The organism is candidate division KSB1 bacterium (assembly GCA_016214895.1).
In the GTDB taxonomy this organism is placed as follows: Bacteria; Electryoneota; RPQS01; order RPQS01; family RPQS01; genus JACRMR01.
The window spans coordinates 271,584-289,893 of sequence record JACRMR010000002.1 but is presented as its reverse complement, the minus strand read 5'-3'; the positions used below and the strand labels follow the sequence as shown (position 1 = coordinate 289,893).

Annotated in this window: 17 protein-coding genes; 4 read left to right on the top strand and 13 right to left on the bottom strand. The window is 59.8% G+C overall.

Features of this window, described 5'->3' with window-relative positions; genetic code table 11:
* Nucleotides 1-53 precede the first annotated feature (53 nt).
* The 3 genes from HZB60_01145 to HZB60_01135 all read left to right on the top strand — a co-directional run bounded on the left by HZB60_01145 (nucleotide 54) and on the right by HZB60_01135 (nucleotide 3,695).
* The gene (locus HZB60_01145) at nucleotides 54-437 is read left to right on the top strand and encodes a hypothetical protein (protein ID MBI5058368.1); all 384 of its coding nucleotides are present in this window, start codon (nucleotides 54-56) and stop codon (nucleotides 435-437) included.
* A gap of 170 nt (nucleotides 438-607) precedes the next feature.
* A complete protein-coding gene (locus HZB60_01140; GenBank protein MBI5058367.1) occupies nucleotides 608-3,034 on the top strand; it encodes a T9SS type A sorting domain-containing protein in 2,427 nt (808 codons plus the stop codon).
* Between the two features lie 388 nt (nucleotides 3,035-3,422).
* Nucleotides 3,423-3,695, top strand: coding sequence for an RNA-binding protein (locus HZB60_01135; GenBank protein MBI5058366.1), 273 nt, complete (start codon nucleotides 3,423-3,425; stop codon nucleotides 3,693-3,695).
* A 733-nt stretch (nucleotides 3,696-4,428) separates the two neighbouring features.
* Here the strand turns inward: HZB60_01135 and HZB60_01130 are convergent.
* Both HZB60_01130 and HZB60_01125 read right to left on the bottom strand, forming a co-directional pair.
* Nucleotides 4,429-5,472, bottom strand: a complete 1,044-nt coding sequence (locus tag HZB60_01130; GenBank protein ID MBI5058365.1) for a T9SS type A sorting domain-containing protein — start codon at nucleotides 5,470-5,472, stop codon at nucleotides 4,429-4,431.
* 601 nt (nucleotides 5,473-6,073) lie between these two features.
* On the bottom strand, nucleotides 6,074-7,477 hold the full coding sequence (locus tag HZB60_01125) for an MBL fold metallo-hydrolase (GenBank protein MBI5058364.1): 1,404 nt from the start codon (nucleotides 7,475-7,477) through the stop codon (nucleotides 6,074-6,076).
* A gap of 87 nt (nucleotides 7,478-7,564) precedes the next feature.
* Between HZB60_01125 and HZB60_01120 the strand changes: the two genes are divergently transcribed.
* Nucleotides 7,565-7,960: a hypothetical protein gene (locus HZB60_01120; protein MBI5058363.1), complete on the top strand. Its 396-nt coding sequence runs from the start codon at nucleotides 7,565-7,567 to the stop codon at nucleotides 7,958-7,960.
* 81 nt (nucleotides 7,961-8,041) lie between these two features.
* Here the strand turns inward: HZB60_01120 and HZB60_01115 are convergent, their stop codons facing one another.
* The 11 genes from HZB60_01115 to fliD all read right to left on the bottom strand — a co-directional run bounded on the left by HZB60_01115 (nucleotide 8,042) and on the right by fliD (nucleotide 18,258).
* Complete coding sequence (locus HZB60_01115) at nucleotides 8,042-8,635, bottom strand: phosphatase PAP2 family protein (protein MBI5058362.1); 594 nt, start codon at nucleotides 8,633-8,635, stop codon at nucleotides 8,042-8,044.
* A 17-nt stretch (nucleotides 8,636-8,652) separates the two neighbouring features.
* Entirely contained in the window at nucleotides 8,653-10,614 is a 1,962-nt protein-coding gene (locus HZB60_01110; GenBank protein ID MBI5058361.1) for a response regulator, read from the bottom strand.
* 87 nt (nucleotides 10,615-10,701) lie between these two features.
* Entirely contained in the window at nucleotides 10,702-11,067 is a 366-nt protein-coding gene (locus HZB60_01105; protein MBI5058360.1) for a response regulator, read from the bottom strand.
* A 46-nt stretch (nucleotides 11,068-11,113) separates the two neighbouring features.
* Nucleotides 11,114-12,589, bottom strand: coding sequence for a response regulator (locus HZB60_01100; protein MBI5058359.1), 1,476 nt, complete (start codon nucleotides 12,587-12,589; stop codon nucleotides 11,114-11,116).
* A 14-nt stretch (nucleotides 12,590-12,603) separates the two neighbouring features.
* On the bottom strand, nucleotides 12,604-12,900 hold the full coding sequence (locus tag HZB60_01095) for an Hpt domain-containing protein (protein MBI5058358.1): 297 nt from the start codon (nucleotides 12,898-12,900) through the stop codon (nucleotides 12,604-12,606).
* On the bottom strand, nucleotides 12,897-13,268 hold the full coding sequence (locus HZB60_01090; protein ID MBI5058357.1) for a response regulator: 372 nt from the start codon (nucleotides 13,266-13,268) through the stop codon (nucleotides 12,897-12,899). The genes HZB60_01095 and HZB60_01090 overlap by 4 nt, the downstream gene beginning before the upstream one ends.
* A complete protein-coding gene (locus HZB60_01085; GenBank protein MBI5058356.1) occupies nucleotides 13,246-14,451 on the bottom strand; it encodes a HAMP domain-containing histidine kinase in 1,206 nt (401 codons plus the stop codon). The genes HZB60_01090 and HZB60_01085 overlap by 23 nt, the downstream gene beginning before the upstream one ends.
* A 44-nt stretch (nucleotides 14,452-14,495) precedes the next feature.
* Nucleotides 14,496-15,341, bottom strand: a complete 846-nt coding sequence (locus tag HZB60_01080; protein ID MBI5058355.1) for a response regulator — start codon at nucleotides 15,339-15,341, stop codon at nucleotides 14,496-14,498.
* Between the two features lie 189 nt (nucleotides 15,342-15,530).
* Nucleotides 15,531-15,842: a hypothetical protein gene (locus tag HZB60_01075; protein ID MBI5058354.1), complete on the bottom strand. Its 312-nt coding sequence runs from the start codon at nucleotides 15,840-15,842 to the stop codon at nucleotides 15,531-15,533.
* A 101-nt stretch (nucleotides 15,843-15,943) separates the two neighbouring features.
* Complete coding sequence (fliS, locus tag HZB60_01070; protein MBI5058353.1) at nucleotides 15,944-16,342, bottom strand: flagellar export chaperone FliS; 399 nt, start codon at nucleotides 16,340-16,342, stop codon at nucleotides 15,944-15,946.
* Nucleotides 16,343-16,344: 2 nt separating this feature from the next.
* Complete coding sequence (fliD, locus tag HZB60_01065; protein ID MBI5058352.1) at nucleotides 16,345-18,258, bottom strand: flagellar filament capping protein FliD; 1,914 nt, start codon at nucleotides 18,256-18,258, stop codon at nucleotides 16,345-16,347.
* Nucleotides 18,259-18,310: the final 52 nt, after the last annotated feature.

Here is an 18,310-nt window from a genome sequence, read left to right as displayed (position 1 = left end):
ACTGCCCCTTGAATCTCGCCCGGCGAAGCCGTATTTTCTGTCCAGAGGAACCCATGTACACACCGCAATTCGCTATCTTCTGGGCACAGTACCGCCGGGCGATCGTGGCGCTTGCCCTCGTGATCTGCATCGTGGCGCTGGGCCTGGTCTTACGGGTGGAAGGCAAGATGATTGCCGCCGTCGCAGCTCTGGTCGGTATCGTGACCTCGGCGTTTTCCGGTGTGGCCGCGCTCATCGCCCTCATCCCGTGGGCCGGCCCCTTGATCGTAAAGGCACTGTCTTTGCCTGTCGTTTGGCTGCTTAACGGCGCTGGATATTTCACCTCGATCTTCCTCGCTCGGCGCGGCCACGCGAAGTCGGTCGTGGACTCGCGCATTCTGACCATTACTCTGCTGGTCGGCATAATCATCGGCTATATTATTGGAAAAATAATATGATATATTCGCGAGGGAATTGTCTTTTCGTTTACGTAAGCCTATAAACTGGCTTGACTATGGCGGCGGAATTGTTTATTATAGGTAAAATCAGATAGATGGGATGAGGCCGCCCGCAGGGTCCCGCGGGCGAGTTTCTCGAACGGGACCGAACAGTGGAGGAACACACAACGATGGGACGGGTCAAAATTTTGACGGTGGGTGGTCTGATCGCGTTGCTGGCGCTTTCGGCCTACGCTGGCGAGCGCAACATCTCAGTTCCGCTCGCGGAACGGTTGACCGGCACGCCGACTCAGGTTCGTGGAGATCGGAACGGCCTCGATGAGGTAATCTACTACGAGGACTTCGAGGACGGGATGGCGGACTGGACCACGGTTGACAACACGGCCGTACCCGGCACGTGGCACATCAATGATTGGAACGCCTTCGCCGGTACGAGCTGGTGGAGTGGCGATTCCACGGTCGGCCCCAACGGCGGTTATCAGAACGGCTGGTACATGGTCCTCGACTCGCCGCCGATTGTGCTGCCGGCGACTCCGGGCCTGAATTTCATGCATCGCTATCGCGTGGAGACTCCCGGTGGCGAGCCTGCCGGTTATAACGGCTGGGACGGCTGCAATCTGCGCATCTCCATCAATAACGGTCAAACCTGGACCGTGGTCCCGAGCACGGCCCTGACTCCGGCCTACGACCGCACCAGCCTCTACAGCTTCGGCGAGGAGCACGGTGAAGGTCTCAACATTCCCGGCTGGTGCGGCTCGCATCCGAACTGGACGCTGCAGCAGGCGAACTTGACGACCTGGGCGGGCCAGACCGTGCGTCTGCGCTGGGCGTTTGCGTCCGATCCGGGTTTTGCCACGCCGGATGATCCGAATCTCTTCGGCTGGCAGATCGACAATATCCGCGTCTTCCAGACCGGTGCGTCTGACACGGTGTTCTCGGACGATTGCAACAGCGCGACCGGGTGGAGTTCCACCTCCAATGTCCCGACCGGTGGCAACCTCTGGCGCCTCGACAACGATGCGTCTTCCCCCTCCGGCCCGCATGTGCTCGTCTGCAACAGTCAGGCGTCGAGTCTGTACAATGACAACATGAACGACGAGGCCTGGTCACCCATCATCGATTGCACCGAACTCGAAAACGGTCAGTTGATTGCCGACTTCGTCGTGACGGGTTCCATTCCGGAGTGCGCGGCCTTTCCGAATTGCGACTACTGGGGCTGCCAGATCTCGACCGACTCCGGATTCTCCTGGTGCTACGCGTCGAATCCGCTGTGCGACCCGAACGGACAGAACTTCGTCTATGTGGACACTCCGCCCACGTTCACGTCGTTCAACGCTTCGTACTCGACTCCCATCGATCTGTCGGCGCTCGTGGGCAACACGCTCCGCATCAAATTCACGTTCGAATCCAACGCGGACGGCACGCGCGATATCGGTCCGAAGTTTGACTCCGTGACCGTGGTTTACAATGCCGGTTTCCCGAACGACGTCAGCTGTTACACGCTGCAAGTTCGCTACCCGAACGTGCAGGGTCGTCCGACGCGCATCAAGGCCTACTTCTCGAATCCCGGCCAGGAGCCGCAGGCTCAGGTCCAGTCGTGGTACCGTTACGGCACGGCCGGCGCCACCCGCTTGCTGCCGAACCTGACGCTGGATCCAGGGGCGACGGATTCCCGGCAGGCGAATATCACGTTCCCGAGTGCCTCGGTCTTCACCGTGCGCGCCTACTCGGCGCTCGGTGCCGACGAGAATCTCGATAACGACACCTCCACCGTGGAAGGCGTCACCGTTCAGCCATCGGCGGACATCGATTGGGACCTCGGCTACGACAACCGCACGGTTCAGTTCCGCTTCAATTTCCCCACGGGTGACGGCGCGATCACGCGCTTTACGCCCGTCGCGGATACGGTAGCCACGACGTTCAGCGTGCGCGAAATCCGCGCGCAGTTTGACGCGGGTCAGCCGTCCGATCTGCCGATTCGTCTGCACGTTTACCGTGACAACGCCGGCGCGGTCGGCGCGGAGATCTACAACGAACTCATCACAGTGTTGACGACCGAGACCGGCACCGAAGTCTGGAAGATTGTCGATGTGTCCGCCGATCCCGATATGGCCAATCTGAACGGCAACTTCTGGGTCTGGTGGGAAGTCACTTCGACCGCCGTGGATCGTTATCCGGAAATGCTCGGTGACGATGAGCAGCCGTGGTCCGACCGCCATTTCTATCGTTACACCGGCACCGGTACTCCCACGCAGGTGGAGTTCTTCTATCAGGTCCACGCCGTCATTCGCGCCGTAAGCGCGGCGGGCGACGAGGCCGACGTGTTGGTCCCGGCTCAATGGAGCTTGGCTCAGAACTACCCGAATCCGTTCAATCCCACGACGGAAATCACCTACAGCGTTCCGCGCAGCGAACCGATGACCCTGACGGTTTACAACGTGCTGGGCGAACAGGTGGCTACCCTCTTTGACGGCACGGCCACGGTGGGCACGCATACGATCTCCTTCGAGGGTGCGAACTTCGCCAGCGGCGTCTATGTGTATCGGCTCGAGACCGCGACCTTCTCCGCCGCGCACAAGATGGTGTTGATGAAATAATTCGCCGAGCAGGGACTGTGTCCCTGCCGGAATCGGAGAACCAACAGCGGGCGGCCCTTTCGCGGGTCGCCCGCTTGCATGTAGGGCGCCAATATCTGTGCTATTCCTTTGTTTACAAAAGAAATAGCGATTTCTCGGTAGCGCCCGCCTGCGTCATAAGTGTCCCCATTGCATATTCGGGTATAATTCCGTATATTGGTGCCGCATGTGGATTTGAGCCGCTTGCGGTTTGGACCACGTGCGAACATAAGCGCTCCAGGAGGAGCTCTTCGCAGGCCTGTGTCACGGATTGGTCAGGGTTCATCTGTCCTTTTGCGGCTTGTCGATAGTGAGTCAGGTGGCAATCTGGGAGCACCATTCCCACAAGTTGAAAAAGGATTCAACGATGGTGAACATTTACGTAGGCAATCTGTCCTACAACACCGGCGAAGACGATCTGCGTAACATTTTCGAAGCCCATGGTCAGGTGGACCGCGTGAGCCTCGTGATGGATCGCATGTCCGGTCGCAGCAAGGGTTTTGGTTTTGTCGAAATGCCCAACGCCAACGAGGCGAAGGCGGCGATTTCGGCGTTGAACGAGACCGAAGTTCAGGGTCGCAAGATCATGGTGAACGAAGCTCGTCCGAAGGAAGACCGCCCCGCCCGTCGCGACCGCTACTAAGTCATTAGTACGGTAAGTCGAAAGCGGCCGCCCCAGCGATGGAGCGGCCGCTTTTCTTTGCGCCTCGTATCCCCCCCCAAATTCCGATTTGGGGGGGCAGGGGGGGTCTCGGGAGCGTCGGTTCTCCCCTCCCCCCATATCCTATGGGGGGCCGGGGAGGTGCGCGTCTTCGCGCATCGGGGGCTCCCGGCCGGAATCGGAGCGTCAGCACTCCCTGCGGCGGCACGACTCTTGAGACTGGACGTGCCCCGCTCTTCTTCGCCCCGCCGGAATCGGCGAGTCAACCCTCCCCCCACATCCTGTGGGGGGCCGGGGGGGAAACTCTTCGCCGAGCCGTGCGTCCCCGCGCGGCCGGAATCGGAGCGTCGGCACTCCCTGCGGCGGCACGTCTCCTGAGCATTGACGTGCCCCGCTCTTCTTCGCCCGGCCGGAATCGGCGAGTCGGCCCTCCCCCCACATCCCGTGGGGGGCCGGGGGGTGCGCGTCTTCGCGCATCGGGAACTCCTCGCCGAGCAGGGACTGTGTCCCTGCCGGAATCTCGCTCCGGTCGTCAACCGGACCAGATACCGCCACACGGCAGGTGCGTCAATTCCTGCACATCACGGGCCGTATCTCCCGTAGGGGCGGGTCCGCGACCGGCCCTCTGAACCGCACCGCATGCTGCGAATCGAGCCGTCAGCAAACCCTCCCGAGCGGGGCACATGCCGACGCATGCCGCCGCGTACAGTTTCCTCTAACGGTTGATCACAACGGATTGGATGCGAACAGGTCCGTCGATACCGGCAGCGCTTAGATAGTAGACACCCGCAGGCAAGGAAGCGACGGCAAGTCGAGTCACATAGGTAGAGCGGGCCGTAGAAGCACGAGCGACCAATTGCCCCAACACATTGTAGAGCTTGAATTCGGCGGACACATCGGCACGAATCGTGAGTTCCGTACTCGCCGGATTCGGATAGGTCAAGATCTGAACACGGCGCGCGGGCCGCTCGTCCCGTGTCACGCCTGTCGTCGGCGTGCGGCAGTAGAGACCCTCCAATCGAAAGACAAGCCAAGTGGAATCGTCCACATACATCGGATGTCCGTGAGAAAGCGTGTCGGAGACATCAGTCCAATTCGTGAGCGATTCGTCGACGATCGCGACTCCATTCCAACCTCCGACCAATAGGTTCCCCTGCGAGTCGATATGCATGTCGAACGGATCGCCGACGCTGGCGGGCAGTGGGTAGCCGATGAGCGTGTCCTGAGTTTCGTGGTACAGAGAAAGAGAGTCAGTCGACAGTATGTATAACCAAGGGTTCGATGGGTGGTGGACGATCCGGAGCACCCCACCCCAATACTCATGGATGTAGCGACGCGAAGAATCCGTCATATCGATGCTGGCGAACCACGGACTTTCCGACCAGTAGATGATCTCAGGCTGCATTGAAGAATATATCAACCCTGCATATCCTTGAATGCCCGTCCTCACAAATCCCCAGTTCTCACCTCCGTCCGCACTGAAGTAGAGAAACCCGGAGTCATTGTCATCGTGCCAACTGCCCACCATCTGATTGGGATTGTGCGGCGAGACAGAGAACCCGTGCATCTCGCCGCCCCATGGAGGATTCCCGTGGACTAACGCCCAATGCAAACCGTTGTCAGCGGACAAGAATAGCCCAAACGATGTCGCCGCAAAGATCGAATCTGATGAAGGCTGCGTTCCAGCAAACTGCCAGATAGCCGCGCCAAGAAGTCCAACCAGTTCCCACTCTTCGCTCGACTCGTCGTATCGATACACGCCATTCTCAGTGCCCGCGAGAACAGCCCCACTCGGTCCGACGCTCTTTGTCGCACAAATAGTATACTCTGGCGGCCCGCCGAGAAACGTCCAAATTGGACCACAGGCGAGCGTCGGTCGAGCCCAGGCGAGCGCGACGAACACGACAAAGCGCACCCAGAGCCACAGGTGCGGGGTGAGTTCGCTTGAATCGAGTTTGCGGTTGGGCCGCCGGGAAGATAGTCTCAGCGTCGATTACCCCCTTGGCTGTTGATCGTGGCCCCGCCCCGCTCGCGGCACACGACCATCGCCGACATGGTCTTCAGCGCCAGCAGCCACCGCCGCCCCAACATCAGGATGAACAGGTGTTTGTACATTTTAAGCCACAGCTATTGACTTTTTGACCAAAGTTTCGTATATTATGAGCGTCCGAGTGGGTCAGGATCTACTCCAAAATCCTCATCTATCATCTATCATCGTTCATCTATCGCCCGTCCCGTCGATGCAAGCCGCCCCTACAAAAACCGTACAAGTTTCAAGTTTTCAAAGAGTAAACCAGTTCGTTCGGGCAGAAAATGTTTTCGCCCCGCGCACGCGATCTTCATCCTTCATCCTTCATCCCTCAGATCTCAACCCCCTCCCCCAATTCCGGATAATGGAGCGGCACCCGCGTAAAGGCCGACACTGCCTCCATTAGAGACTTCGCCGCTTCAGGCTCTCCGTGGACGAACAAGATGCGCTTCAGGCGCGGTGAATTCTTCACGACCCTGCGGATATAGTCGATCAACTCGGTACGTCCCGCATGGCCGGAGAACGCATTCAGGATCTTCACCCGCGCCCGCAATTGATACGGTTCACCGAAGATATTCACCTGCTTCACCCGATCCGCAATTCTCCTTCCCAGGGTGTGCTCCGCCTGAAACGAGACCACCAGCACCGTGTTCCGCGCCTCCTCGATATTGTTCTTCAGATGGTGCAGAATTCGTCCCGCTTCCATCATGCCCGAGGCCGATATGATGATCATCGGACCGGGTCTATCGTTCAGGGCCTTCGATTCCTCGACGTTATGCGTGAAGGTCAGGCCGGGGAAATGGAACGGGTTGATCCCAGAGGCGATCACGGCCTGAGTCTCCTTGTCATAGACCTCCGGATGCGCGGCGAAGATCTCGGTCGCTTTCACGGCCAGGGGGCTATCGACGACAACCGGGATGTCTCCTCTGAGTGTGCCAGATTTGCGCAGCTGTGCAAGGTGTAGCAGCAAGTCCTGCGTGCGCTCGAGTGCAAAAGCCGGGATTATGACTTTACCACCTTTGTCGCAGGTGGATGTTATCACTTCACATAGCTCAGGTAGCAGGTTGTCCGCCGACTCGTGATCTCGATTTCCGTATGTTGACTCGCAGATCAGTGTGTCGAGGTCTGATAGTTGCTCAGGGTCATTCAGGATCGGCAGTCTTACGCGGCCAAGATCGCCCGTAAAGCCGATTCGGTGGTTTCCCGCGCTAGTCTTGACGTCGATCTGGACCTGCGCCGATCCGAGCAGGTGTCCCGCCTCGATGTACGTCACCTTGATCCCCGGGACAGGTTCAAACGGCACATGCAGCTCGTGCGTGGTGAACTTGTCGAGAATGGCCTCGGCATCGGCGGTTTCATAGAGGATCTTGAAGGGCGGCAATCCCTTTTTCCGGTGCAGCTTGTTGACGAACTCGATATCCTTCTCCTGAATATGGGCTGAATCTCTCAGGAGCGGATCGCACAACTCGGCGGTCACCGGCGTGGAATGCACGATTCCGCTGAAGCCCAGGGCCGCGAGCCTCGGCAGCTTCCCGGTGTGGTCGAGGTGGGCATGGCTGAGGACGACGGCGTCCAGATCGGCGGGGAGATAGCTGGGGTGGCGATTCTTGTCATAGGCCTCCTGCCTGCGCCCCTGAAAGAGTCCGCAGTCGAAGAGCACCTTATGTGATTTGTTTTCAAGGAGATGCTGTGATCCGGTGACCTCACCGGCGGCGCCATGGAAAGTGATCTTCATAGGGATGGTTTCAAAGTACTTGACATTTTGAAAGATATTGCATAGAATAGGGACTGTCAAGGTAGTCCGGGGATCAAGTTCATGAAAATGCTCAAAGTTCTAATTCTATCGCTATTGGTGACGGCGGGTATCGGCCTCGCGGGCGCGGAGATCTACACGTTCAACGCGTTCCCGGTGATTGACCACTGCCAGCTCGAGTGGAACACGGGAGTCGAGACCAACCTCTCGACGTTCGTGATCGAGCGGGCGGCCGAAGATCGCAATTTCACTCCAGTGGGACGCGTGGAGGCCAAAGGTTCGTATTCGGAATATCAGTTCACGGATACGGTGCCGCTGGCCGCCGATGTAGAGCGCACGTTCTTCTATCGGCTGAAGATGGTCGATCAGGACGGCACGGTGCGTTACAGCGAGACGCGCGATGTGTCTCTGACGTTTAACACGGTCCAGCACACCTGGGGATCGATCAAGGCCATGTTCCGCTGATCGAGCTCACGGTTATCAGGAAATGCAGCAGCGGCGACCTTCGGGTCGCCGCTTTGGTATTTTGAGGAATTGCCGGCGGGTTCACTCGTCGGGCAGGACCCAGACTCGCAACGGGTAGGCGAAGATGAGTGCAATGATGGCTCCGAGCAGATATCCCACCAGCACGTCACTGGGGTAGTGCAGCCCCATGTAGATTCGACTCCAGCCGACGACCGCGGCGGCAAACATGAATACGGGGGTCAGATGCGGATAGAAATAGCTCCAGTACATCGCCTGCCCCGCGATGTTCGCGGCGTGGTTCGAGGGAAAGCTATACGAAGTCTTGTAGGTTGTAAGTCCGAACTTGTCCGTGGTTTGCCAGTTGCCGTCGAGATAGAGCCGGGTGGCCGGAATGACGTTGCATGGACGCTGGCGCTGCACGTACGGTTTGATCACGGAAGCGGCGAGTTGATCCGTCGCCGCGATAACGAGAAAGGCGCACAACGCGATGATCCGGCCGCGGCGATCCGCGCGCACGAAAAACCAGAGCCAGACGATGGCCACCGGGATGGCCCAGATATAGAAATCAGAGAGCAGCGGCATCAGCGCGTCGAAGAACGAGCCGGAGAACCACTGGTTCAGGGCTTCAAACGTACTGCGGTCCCATTGCAGGAACCCGGACACTTCACCGTTCACAGGGCACCTCGCCTTGCTTAATCCATCGGTTTCGCCGCCGGCAATACCACCCGGAATGTGCTGCCCTTGCCCGATTCGCTTTCGACTTCAATTACGCCGCCGTGGGACTGGACGATATTCATGCTGATGGAGAGTCCCAAGCCGGTCCCGCGTTCGGTGTCCTTGGTTGTGAAGAACGGTTCAAATAATCGTTGCTGCACTTCTTCGCTCATCCCGGTCCCGGTGTCGGTGACTTCGAGATAGACTTCGGAGCGATCGGAGGACGCGCCGCCGCCGAGGGTGATGGTGCGGGGCGAGGCCGCGGCGGCCGCGGGCGAATCTTCGCCGCGTGCGCGATCTTCGATGGCGTCGCGGGCATTCTGCAAGAAATTAACGAGCACCTGCTCGATCTGGTTGAGTTCGCCGGGGAACGCCGGCAAGTCGTCGGGGATCGACTTCAGGATATCGATGGCATCGAGTTTAATCTGCTCGCCAACGATGGAGAGCGCGCCGTCGAAGGCTTCGACAGGCCGGATGAGTTTGAAGTTCGCCGCATCGATGCGGGTAAACCCGCGCAGGTGATTGATGGTGGTAGCCATGCGGTCCACCGTGCGGCGGATTTTTTCCAGATTGGAGACGAGCAGCTGGTCGTTCAGCGTGCCGTTTTTCTGGAGCAGTTTGATCAGGTCCGCGGTGATTGAAATCACATTCAGCGGCTGTTTCATTTCGTGGGCAATCCCGGCGGCGATTTCTCCGAGCGAGGCGAGCCGCGCGGTATGGATGAGCTGCGCATCTTTGAGCCGCAGTTCCTTGGCGCGCGATTCGACCATATTTTGCAGCAGCGAGTTGTAATTTTGCAATTGCGACTCGAGTTGCTTTTGTTCGGTGACATCAATGCCGACCACGAGTCTGCCGCCCATGCCGGCGAGACTGGGCAGTTGTCGGGTAGTCCAGGCGACGAGTCGCTGTTTGCCGCCGGCCACGGGCAATTCGGCGATGATGCCGGACAGTTCATCTTCGCGGCGCGGATCAAAGACGGCGCTGAGCGGCGAGTCCGGGGCGTTTTCATAGGCCAGAAAGAAGCGTTCGGCTTGGGCCCGGTTCATGCCGAGCAGTTCCTGCCCGAATTTATTGAAGCGCACGAGCCTGCCATCGGGATCCAGGTACGCTACCAGCACGCCGGCCGCATCCAGCAGGCGCTGGGAGAAGTCCAATTCGGCGCTCAGGCTTCGCGTGCGTTCTTCGACACGCGCTTCGAATTCGCGCGTAAGCTGATTGATTTCCTGGGTGAGGGAGCGCTGTTCGCTGGCGTCGGTCAGAACGATCAATTGGGACGGCACGCCGGTTTCGTCGGTGGCATCGACGCGCTGCATGGCAATCCAGCGGCCATTGATCTCGAATTCGCGGCCCTGCTCGGCGCCGTCGTGGTCCGCGAACAGCCGTTTGGCCTCCGCCAGCCCGCGTCCCGACCAAAGTTCGTGTCCGATCAGGTGAACGGCGCCGCGCCCCAGCAGCACCTGCGCGGTGGGCGTCACGCCTTCGACGACGCCGTTTGGCCGGCACCAGACGAAGCCGAAGGGGAGGTGATCGAGGATCGTTCGCCAGCGTTCGGAGATCGATTCCAGGCGCTCGGTGGTGCGCGCCCGTTGCAGGACGCGCCCGAGGTCCTCCAGCCGCAGCGGTTTTTCGAGGAAGTCATCGGCGCCGAGTCGCAGGGCCTGAATCGCGAGGTTCTTGTCGCTGAACGCCGTCATCAAAATGACGCGAGTTTTCGGATCGCGCAGTTTTACTTCACGCAAGACATCGAGTCCATCGATTCCGGGGATTCGGATATCGGTGAGGACGATTTGGATGCCGGGGTTTCGCTCGAGCATTTTGAGTCCCGAGCTTCCGTCATGCGCGGAGTGCGCGGCGAATCCGATCTCGGTCAGGTAGGCTTGCAGCACCTGATGGATAGGTTCTTCGTCGTCGATAATCAGGAGTTCTGGTCGTTCCATCATCAGCAATATATGGCACAACAGCCGGAGAAGCAAGTCCTCCGGCTGCGCACCAGTTCACGGGTCGCTCCGCGGGTATTCCACGCGGAGTTAGAGGAACTTCTTCACGAGGCTGTCGATCGCTTCGAGCGAGAACGGTTTTTCGAGGAAGCCGTCGGCGCGCGCGGTCTTGTCGGCGAAGAAGCGGCGGAAGTGGGCGAACCCGGTAATAAAAACGACGGGGAGTTCCGGGTTCAGCCGTTTCACGGCCCGCAAGAGCTGGAATCCATTCATGAACGGCATGTGGATGTCCGTGATGATCATGTCGGGGGGTTCGACCATGACCAGATCGAGGGCGGCCTGCCCGTTTCCCGCTCCGATGCCCTCGTATCCTGAGAACTTGAGGAAGTTAATCAGGAGGTCGCGGATTACTTCGTCGTCATCGACGACCAGGACTTTCTTTTTCAGTGTTTCCATGTTCACCTTGCGGCCGGTTTATGCAGGAAGTAGAATTGCATCGATGTCAGAGGGACTTTGAGAGATCGAACATGGTGACGCCTTCGATGGAGTAGTTCTTCACGATCGGATCGCTCATCAGTTTCAGTTTGTTCATGATCGCCTTGATCTTGAGTACCTGTTGCTGGATCACCGCGAGCGCCTGTTCATCATCGGGGCTGAGGGCGGCGGTTTTGCGTTGCAGGAACTGCGCGTAGCCGAGGATCACGCCCAGCGGGGTGTTGATCTGATCGTTGGCGGTGACGGCGGTTTGAGTGATGGCGCGGAGTCGAGCGGATTTGATACGTTCGGCTTCGAGCGCCAGCACCGGTGTCACATCGCGTTCGATGACGGAGAACCCGATATACTCACCCTGCGCGTTATGAATCACGGAGTAGGTGGAATAGACGTGGACATCGTCGCCATTTTTTTTGCGGCGGATCACTTCAGGCTCGACCATCGAGCCGCCGCGCTGCAGGAGGATTTTGATCAGGTCCGGTGACTTGCGCTTGAAATCGGGCGGATCGAGAAAATCATCCACGACCTGGCCGGTGATTTCCGCGGCGGCATAGCCGTACATTCGTTCGGCGCCCTTGTTCCAGATTTTGACGTGTCCGTCGAGATCGCAGGAGAAGATGGCCTCCTGGCTCAGGTTAATCACGAGATCGAGATACTCGCTGACGGAGCGCAGGTGCTGCATTTTTTCCTGGAATTGCTCGTGAATACGCAGGAAGTTATACTTGTTGAGGGCGGATTTGCACGCCTCACTGACGCTGGCCAATTCGAATGGTTTGCGGAGGTAGTCGTCCGCGCCGTTGGTGATCAGGTCGATCACCTTTTGTTCGTCGGTATCGGCGGTCATCATGATGACGACCGTTCCGGGCTGTTCGGACTTGATTCGTTTGAGCAGCGTGAGTCCGTCGCCGTCGGGGATATGGTAGTCGAGCAGCACGAGTTGAATTCCGGGCCGGCTCAGGCATTGGAGACCTTGCTCGGAGGTGGCTGCGGACGTCACGTTCCAGCCGTCACTGGTGAGCAGACTCTCGAGCAGGGCGATCATGTCCGGATCATCGTCGATGATCAGGATTTGCCCGAGGTAGCGCAGCAGGGCGGTGTCGTCGGGTTGCGCGGTGGCGCGGCCGCACGCAATTTCGATCAGCCGGATCAGCGTACCGGGGACATGGGGCTCCTGCAGGTACGCGAAGGCGTGTACATTGCGGGCGATTTCTTCGGCGATTACATCTCGATAGGTGGCCGAGGTCAGGATGACGGGGATCGCGTCGCTTCCGGCGAATAGCGGTGCGTGGAGGATTCGACAGAGCTGGAATCCGTCCACGCGCGGCATGGAGACATCCGACACGATCAAGTCGGGGCGTTCGGTTCGCGCACTGAGCAGAGCTTCGTCGCCGTCGGACGCGGCTCGCAGGTCGGTGTAGCCGGCCTCGCGCAGTTGCGAGAGGGTCAGCGCCAGCATGTCCGGATCATCGTTGACGACGAGAATCATGGGGCGGTCCTCGGTCATTCCACCCCCGCTAGGGAGGCGAGCAGGTCACGGACTTGGCCATCGAATTCCGTGATACACGCGCGGATAATGGTCACTTGTCCTTCCAGACAGGCGGACTCGATCGCGGTTGCGGATTCCGAGATTCGCGCAAAGCCGTAGGACAATCCCGAGCCGCGGAGTTGGTGGGCGATTCGCTGAATCTGGTTGAAGTCACGCTGCTCCAGGGCGCGGTGCAACGCGGCGACGCGGTCGGGCAGCCGTTTAAGGTAGCTGGCGCGAAGTTGTTCGATGGTTGGGCTGCAGTTATTCACGGCTGTTGCTCAACTAAGCGATGGACTTGGTTCGAGAATTCCACCGGTTCAAACGGTTTGGACAAGATGGCGGCGACGTGCAGGCCGGCGCAATCACGCATGATGACGTCCCGGGGTCGGGCCGAGAAGATCGCGACGGGCGGGGCGTCGCCGTCAAAGCGGGAGTGCATTTCGCGCATGACGTCGCAACCAGACATATCGGGCATCATCATGTCGAGAATAACCAGCGCGAACGCGCGTAGTTCGAGTTCCTGCAGCGCCTGCCGGCCGCTCTGGCAGGCGACGACAGCGAGGCCGGTTGAGCGGAGGCTCCACTCGGCGAGCGTCCGAATATCTTCATCATCTTCAACTAATAGAACCGGCAGCATGTTTGAGTGAGCAAGTTGGCGGTTGCGGAACCGAGCAGGTAAATGTGCTGCCGGCACCGGGGCGGCTTGCGACATGGATGGCCCCGCCGTGTTCGGCAATAATCGCGCGGGCGATGGCGAGGCCCAACCCGGTGCCCATCGTGTCGCGGCGCGCGCCGACTTTGACCTGCGAGAATTTGTCGAAGATATTTTGCAGCGCATGCTCGGGAATTCCGACGCCGGTGTCCCGTACGGTGCAAATAAAGCGTTCGGGACTCGCGTCCATTTCGATCTCGATCCGACCGGACTCGGTGAATTTGACCGCATTGTTCGCGAGGTTGACGATCACCTGCAGCAGTCGATCGCGGTCACCCACGATCGTCGCGGCGCCGCTGGTCCGGCAGGAGAGCTCCAGGCCTTTTGCACCCGCGAGCGCGCGGACGTTGCCGGCGCACTCTTCGAGCCAGGACCCGACCTCGAAGGGGGCCATCTGAAAGCTCATCATGCCGGATTCGATCCGGGCGATATCAAGCATATCCATGATCAGGCGATGCAGCCGCCCGGTATTTCGCTGGCAGATGGTCAGCAGTTCTCTGGTTTGCGGCGGCAGGGCGTCGCCGGGCTGCTGCAGGATCAGATCGACGGAGCCTTTAATGGAGGTCAGCGGCGCCTTCAGTTCGTGGGAGACGATGCTGACGAAGTCGTCTTTTTGGCGGTCGAGTTCGATCAGCTTGTTGTTGACCTCTTCCAGCGATTGATTCTTGACTTCGAGCTCGGCTTGCGCGGACTCCAGATTGTGATTGGAGTCGATCATGGCTTTGTTGATCGTCTCGAGGAGATCGGCCTGGCGGGCGAAGGCGGCTTCGAGTTTTTTCGCGATCGAATTGTCGCTAATCCACTCGATGCTGGCGATCGCGCGGCCCGCGGCATCCCGCAGGGGCACGGTGGTGATCCGGGCGTAGATCCGGCCGAGCCAGCGGTCGCGGGTCTGCGGCTCGCTGTTGCGGATGGTGGCCAGCGACGGACAGTCGGCGTCGTGGTGCCGGAGTCCGAGCTGTTCACAACAGCCGTGGACGGCCACATTGAACTCCCGTTCGTACGCGCCGGAGGTGTACACGACGTTGAGGTCGTGGGTCACGACGCGGAAAGCGATCGGCAGCAGCGCTCCGAGCGCGGCGAAATCGAACGCCGCGTGCGCGTTCATGCTGCCGGTCGCGTGATGGGCGGCCGCGGACTGCAGAGCTTCCATCACGGATTTGCTCCGGCGCGGCAGACGAACGCGAGCGCGCCGTCGTCATCGAGGTCCACGGACGAGGCCAGACAGGAGGCCAGGTAGAGACCGCCGATGCGTGAAGATTGGCTGTCATTGCGTGCCCGGGCCAGTTCCCGTCGCCAGTCGAATCGGGCTTGATCGCAGCGCAAAGTAACGCGGAAGCCTGCGGCATCGGGGAGCGCATGGAGTTCGATTGCGGACGCCATGTCCGGGTGATTGAGTTTCAAGTTTCGCAGCGCACAGGTCAGTTCGGTGACGATTTCGGCGACACGCCTGATCTCGGTTCGGTGTTCGGTGAAGCCACCGACGAAGGCAAGCATGCGCGCGATTTCGGGGGAACTCGGGAACTGAGTTTCGGAGACCGCCACGGTAAGTGCGTTGTCGTGGCGGTGCTCGTCGCTCAGGGCGGCATCAAGGGGCAGGGCCGCAGCGAGCACGCGTTGGAGTTCGATGATTTCAAAGACGTCGGACAGTCGATACGGTTTTGAGAGCACGGACCACGCGCCGGATGCCAGGGCCAGTTTCAGAGTCTGGTCATCGGCGGCCCCGGTCGCGAGGAATTGCAACGGCGCGGGATCGCCTTGCGCGAACCGGGCGATCAGATCGGTACCGCGCGCTCCGGGGAGCATCTGGTCGATCAATGTAATGTGCGGCGTGCAGGCCTCGAAGTCGGCGATCGCATCGGTCGCCGTCAGGGCACAGGTGGTGACGACATCCCAATCGGTGAGTGCGGCGACGAGCACATTGAGCACCTGCCGGTCATCATCGACCAACAGGATCCGGGTCTGTTCAGTGTGGGAATCGCGGGTGTCTTTAAGCATCAACACAGGGATCGAGTCAGCCGACTGATAATGGCAGATTTTGGGCAATATTCGTGCCTTGCCGGGTGAGAATTTGGAGCGGTTGGCGGGCGGGAGGCTGGCCGTGGTTCAGAGGAAGAAAAAGGCCCGAAAGGGCCTGAGGGCGGCAAGATTGGACTGGAAACCGGGTGAGGCCGAGGCGTAGGTTGATCAGACCCGGTAGAACTCCCGCAACTTGGCGGCGGCCTGCGCAAGAGTTGACGTGGAGGAGTAGAAGCCGGATTGAATTTGTGCCCGGATTTCAGCGGTACGTTCAGGCGACAGGGTAGCGGCGCTGGCGTTGTCCGCATACACGTCCGGCGCTCCCGCAGCGAGTTGCGCGGCGGCGGACAGGTCGATAACATCCCCATGGATGCTCGTGCCGGGGGCCTCGGGTGCCCGGTGGTGGGCAGTCTTGGCCGGTTCGGGTTCTGGTCGGGTATCGATCCCGCGAAGTGTTGAACGGATGTCCTGGATCTTCATAGCCGAATTGTCGAGGGATGATACATAGTGTTATAGCCGAATACGAAGCAATTGACGGGCCAAACTCCGGGGCGGCAGCGGTACATGGGCGGAAGGCCGGGTCAGGCCTCGACGAGGGCGCCGCTCGCTTTGAGGCGGTTGAAGAGGTCATTCCACGCGGCGCGCAGGTCTTCGAGCGAGGCGACCACTTGATCGAATTGGACCGGATCCTTGGCGACATTACCCATGGTGAGCTTTGTGCAAAGGAAGTCATACATCCGGTCGAGATGGGCAACGACAGCTCCGCCGGCTTCGTGGTTCAGTCCTTTGCGAAGTTCGCCGATACAGGAAAGCGCGGCATCCACGGCCTGGCCCTTTTCGTTCCAGCGACCGGCGCGGAGGTGACCGGCGGCATCTTTGGTGTAGCGGATGGCGGAATCGAACAGCATGACCACGAGTTGCGTGGTCCCGCAGGACACATCCTGCAGCTTGTAGGTGGAGATGGTCGAGGCGATCTTCATGGTTAACCCAGTACGCTTGAGATGTAGCTGCTTTGATTTTGCATTTTCGACATGGCGGTTTCGAGCCGCGAGAATTGATCGCGGAGTCGTTGTTCGACGGCGGCGAGTCGCAAGTCCCAAGCCTCGATCTGCCGGTCGAGGGACTCGATGTTATCGTTCAGGTTCTCCTGAGCGAAGTGGATCTGGCCGGACTCGGAATCGAGGATCTGGATGGCGTGGGCGGCGAACTCTCCGGCGATTCCCTTGCCGAAGCGCACGGTAGTCGAGGCCGAACCGGGGGCGCCGCTGACGCGATTCCAGCCGATGACGAGACCTTCGTGCGCGGTACCCTCGACTCCGGTAATGAGATTACCGTCCACGGTCGCGGCTTGTCCGTTGATGGTAGCGGAGGTCAGATTGCCGGAGGCATCGTAGTTGGCGACAATGGCGTAGTCACCGGAAAGTGACCGTTCCGAATCGCTGACAAAGAACAGACGGCTGTCGCTGGTGGTAAAGGATTTGGTGAAGAGGTCGGCGACGTCTTCGAAATGATCGCTGAGGGCATCGTCGAGCTTGCTCGAGTCGATGGTGAGCAGACCATTCGTGCTGGTCTTGATTCCGGCCACGGCGAGACTGTCATACAGCGAGTCATCGGGCAGACCGGTGACGGCGGACGCGGCGACAGAGCCGAGCATTTGGCGAATGCTGCTGAGGAATCCGTCTCCGAGCAGCGGCGCGGCGACTTCGTTCTTGTCATCGTACCTGGAGAACGTCGCGAGATCGCCGACGACGGAATTGTAGGCGTTCACGAAGTCCTCGATTTGGGCGCGGACACCGGCGTTATCGTTGGCGATGGTGACATCCACGGGATTTCCGGCGTCGGCGGCGAGCAGATTGAACGTGACCCCGGTAAAGACATCATCGACGGTGTTGGACGCTTTGTTCATATAGACGCCGTCGATTCGCACCATGGCGTCTTGTGCGGCGGTCAACTCGGGCGAGAAGACATCGACGTCAAAGGATTGGCCGGCCACGAGGTTTCCGGCGGCGAAGCTGAGCTGCACACCCTCGGCGACGGTGATGTTGGAGCCGGAGTAGCCATTGGGCACGACGATGGAGCCGGTGGCGCCGGTGCTGTCCACCCAGTCGAGCGTAATATCGGCGGCGCCGAGGGTCTGAGTTCCACTGCCCGCGACCGTGAACGTGAAGGTCTTGTTGGTCGTGCCGGAGTAGGTACCGGCGGTGGTGATCGCGGAGGTACCGGTCCAGCCGGTTTCGGTTTCGGCGGTATCGATGCGATTGGCGCTGAAATCGAGCGCCGTGGGGTTGCTGGTAACGGAAATTGCGTTGTCCGCCCCGGTCTCGGCAGCGGAGAGCACGAGCCGGTAGCGGTTTGATCCGGACCCGTCATCGAGCATCGAGGCGGTTACTTTGCCCGCATTTTCGGCGTCGTTGTTGATCAGGTTAACGAGTTGTTCGAGCGTGGTGGCGGAAGAGAGATCGGCGTCGGCGACAGTGATGGTTTCTCCGTTGATCGAGATCACGAAGTCCCCTCCGCTGTCACCGACGCCGGTGCTATTTTTGTCGGCCCAGCCCTGCGCGGCGAGGCGATGGGCGCGGGCGAGTCGCAGAACTTCCACGGAGTGCGCGCCGGGCGCTGCAGAGGCATCAACCGAGACTCCCACGGTGGTAGAGTCGGAGGAGGACGCCGACTTTACCGCGAATTCGGATCGACGGTCGATCTTCTCCGCGGCGCTTTGCAGCGACATCACTTTGCTCTGGATCTGTGCCCACAGATTGAGCTTGGTGGAGTTCTCGCTCTTGCGGTCTTCGAGCAGCACGGTTTTGCGCCGTTCGATGGCCATGAGTTGCTGAATGGTGGTTTCCCAGTCGATACCGGTAGAGATTCCGGTAACGGTAGTGGTTCCACTGGGCATAAGACCTCCCGCTTGGTCGGTTAATCGGACAATCGCGCAGGTTCCGATCGGT

Excerpts from the sequence above, each read along its gene's own strand:
- HZB60_01140 (MBI5058367.1), top strand. The coding sequence starts at position 608 with ATGGGACGGGTCAAAATTTTGACGGTGGGTGGTCTGATCGCGTTGCTG.
- HZB60_01125 (MBI5058364.1), bottom strand. The coding sequence starts at position 7,477 with ATGAAGATCACTTTCCATGGCGCCGCCGGTGAGGTCACCGGATCACAG.
- HZB60_01085 (MBI5058356.1), bottom strand. The coding sequence starts at position 14,451 with ATGAACGCGCACGCGGCGTTCGATTTCGCCGCGCTCGGAGCGCTGCTG.
- HZB60_01145 (MBI5058368.1), top strand. The coding sequence starts at position 54 with ATGTACACACCGCAATTCGCTATCTTCTGGGCACAGTACCGCCGGGCG.
- HZB60_01090 (MBI5058357.1), bottom strand. The coding sequence starts at position 13,268 with ATGCTGCCGGTTCTATTAGTTGAAGATGATGAAGATATTCGGACGCTC.
- HZB60_01080 (MBI5058355.1), bottom strand. The coding sequence starts at position 15,341 with ATGCTTAAAGACACCCGCGATTCCCACACTGAACAGACCCGGATCCTG.
- fliS (MBI5058353.1), bottom strand. The coding sequence starts at position 16,342 with ATGAAGATCGCCTCGACCATCTCCACCTACAAGCTGCAGGATGTGTCC.
- HZB60_01100 (MBI5058359.1), bottom strand. The coding sequence starts at position 12,589 with ATGATTCTCGTCGTCAACGATGATCCGGACATGCTGGCGCTGACCCTC.
- HZB60_01110 (MBI5058361.1), bottom strand. The coding sequence starts at position 10,614 with ATGATGGAACGACCAGAACTCCTGATTATCGACGACGAAGAACCTATC.
- HZB60_01075 (MBI5058354.1), bottom strand. The coding sequence starts at position 15,842 with ATGAAGATCCAGGACATCCGTTCAACACTTCGCGGGATCGATACCCGA.
- HZB60_01105 (MBI5058360.1), bottom strand. The coding sequence starts at position 11,067 with ATGGAAACACTGAAAAAGAAAGTCCTGGTCGTCGATGACGACGAAGTA.
- HZB60_01120 (MBI5058363.1), top strand. The coding sequence starts at position 7,565 with ATGCTCAAAGTTCTAATTCTATCGCTATTGGTGACGGCGGGTATCGGC.
- fliD (MBI5058352.1), bottom strand. The coding sequence starts at position 18,258 with ATGCCCAGTGGAACCACTACCGTTACCGGAATCTCTACCGGTATCGAC.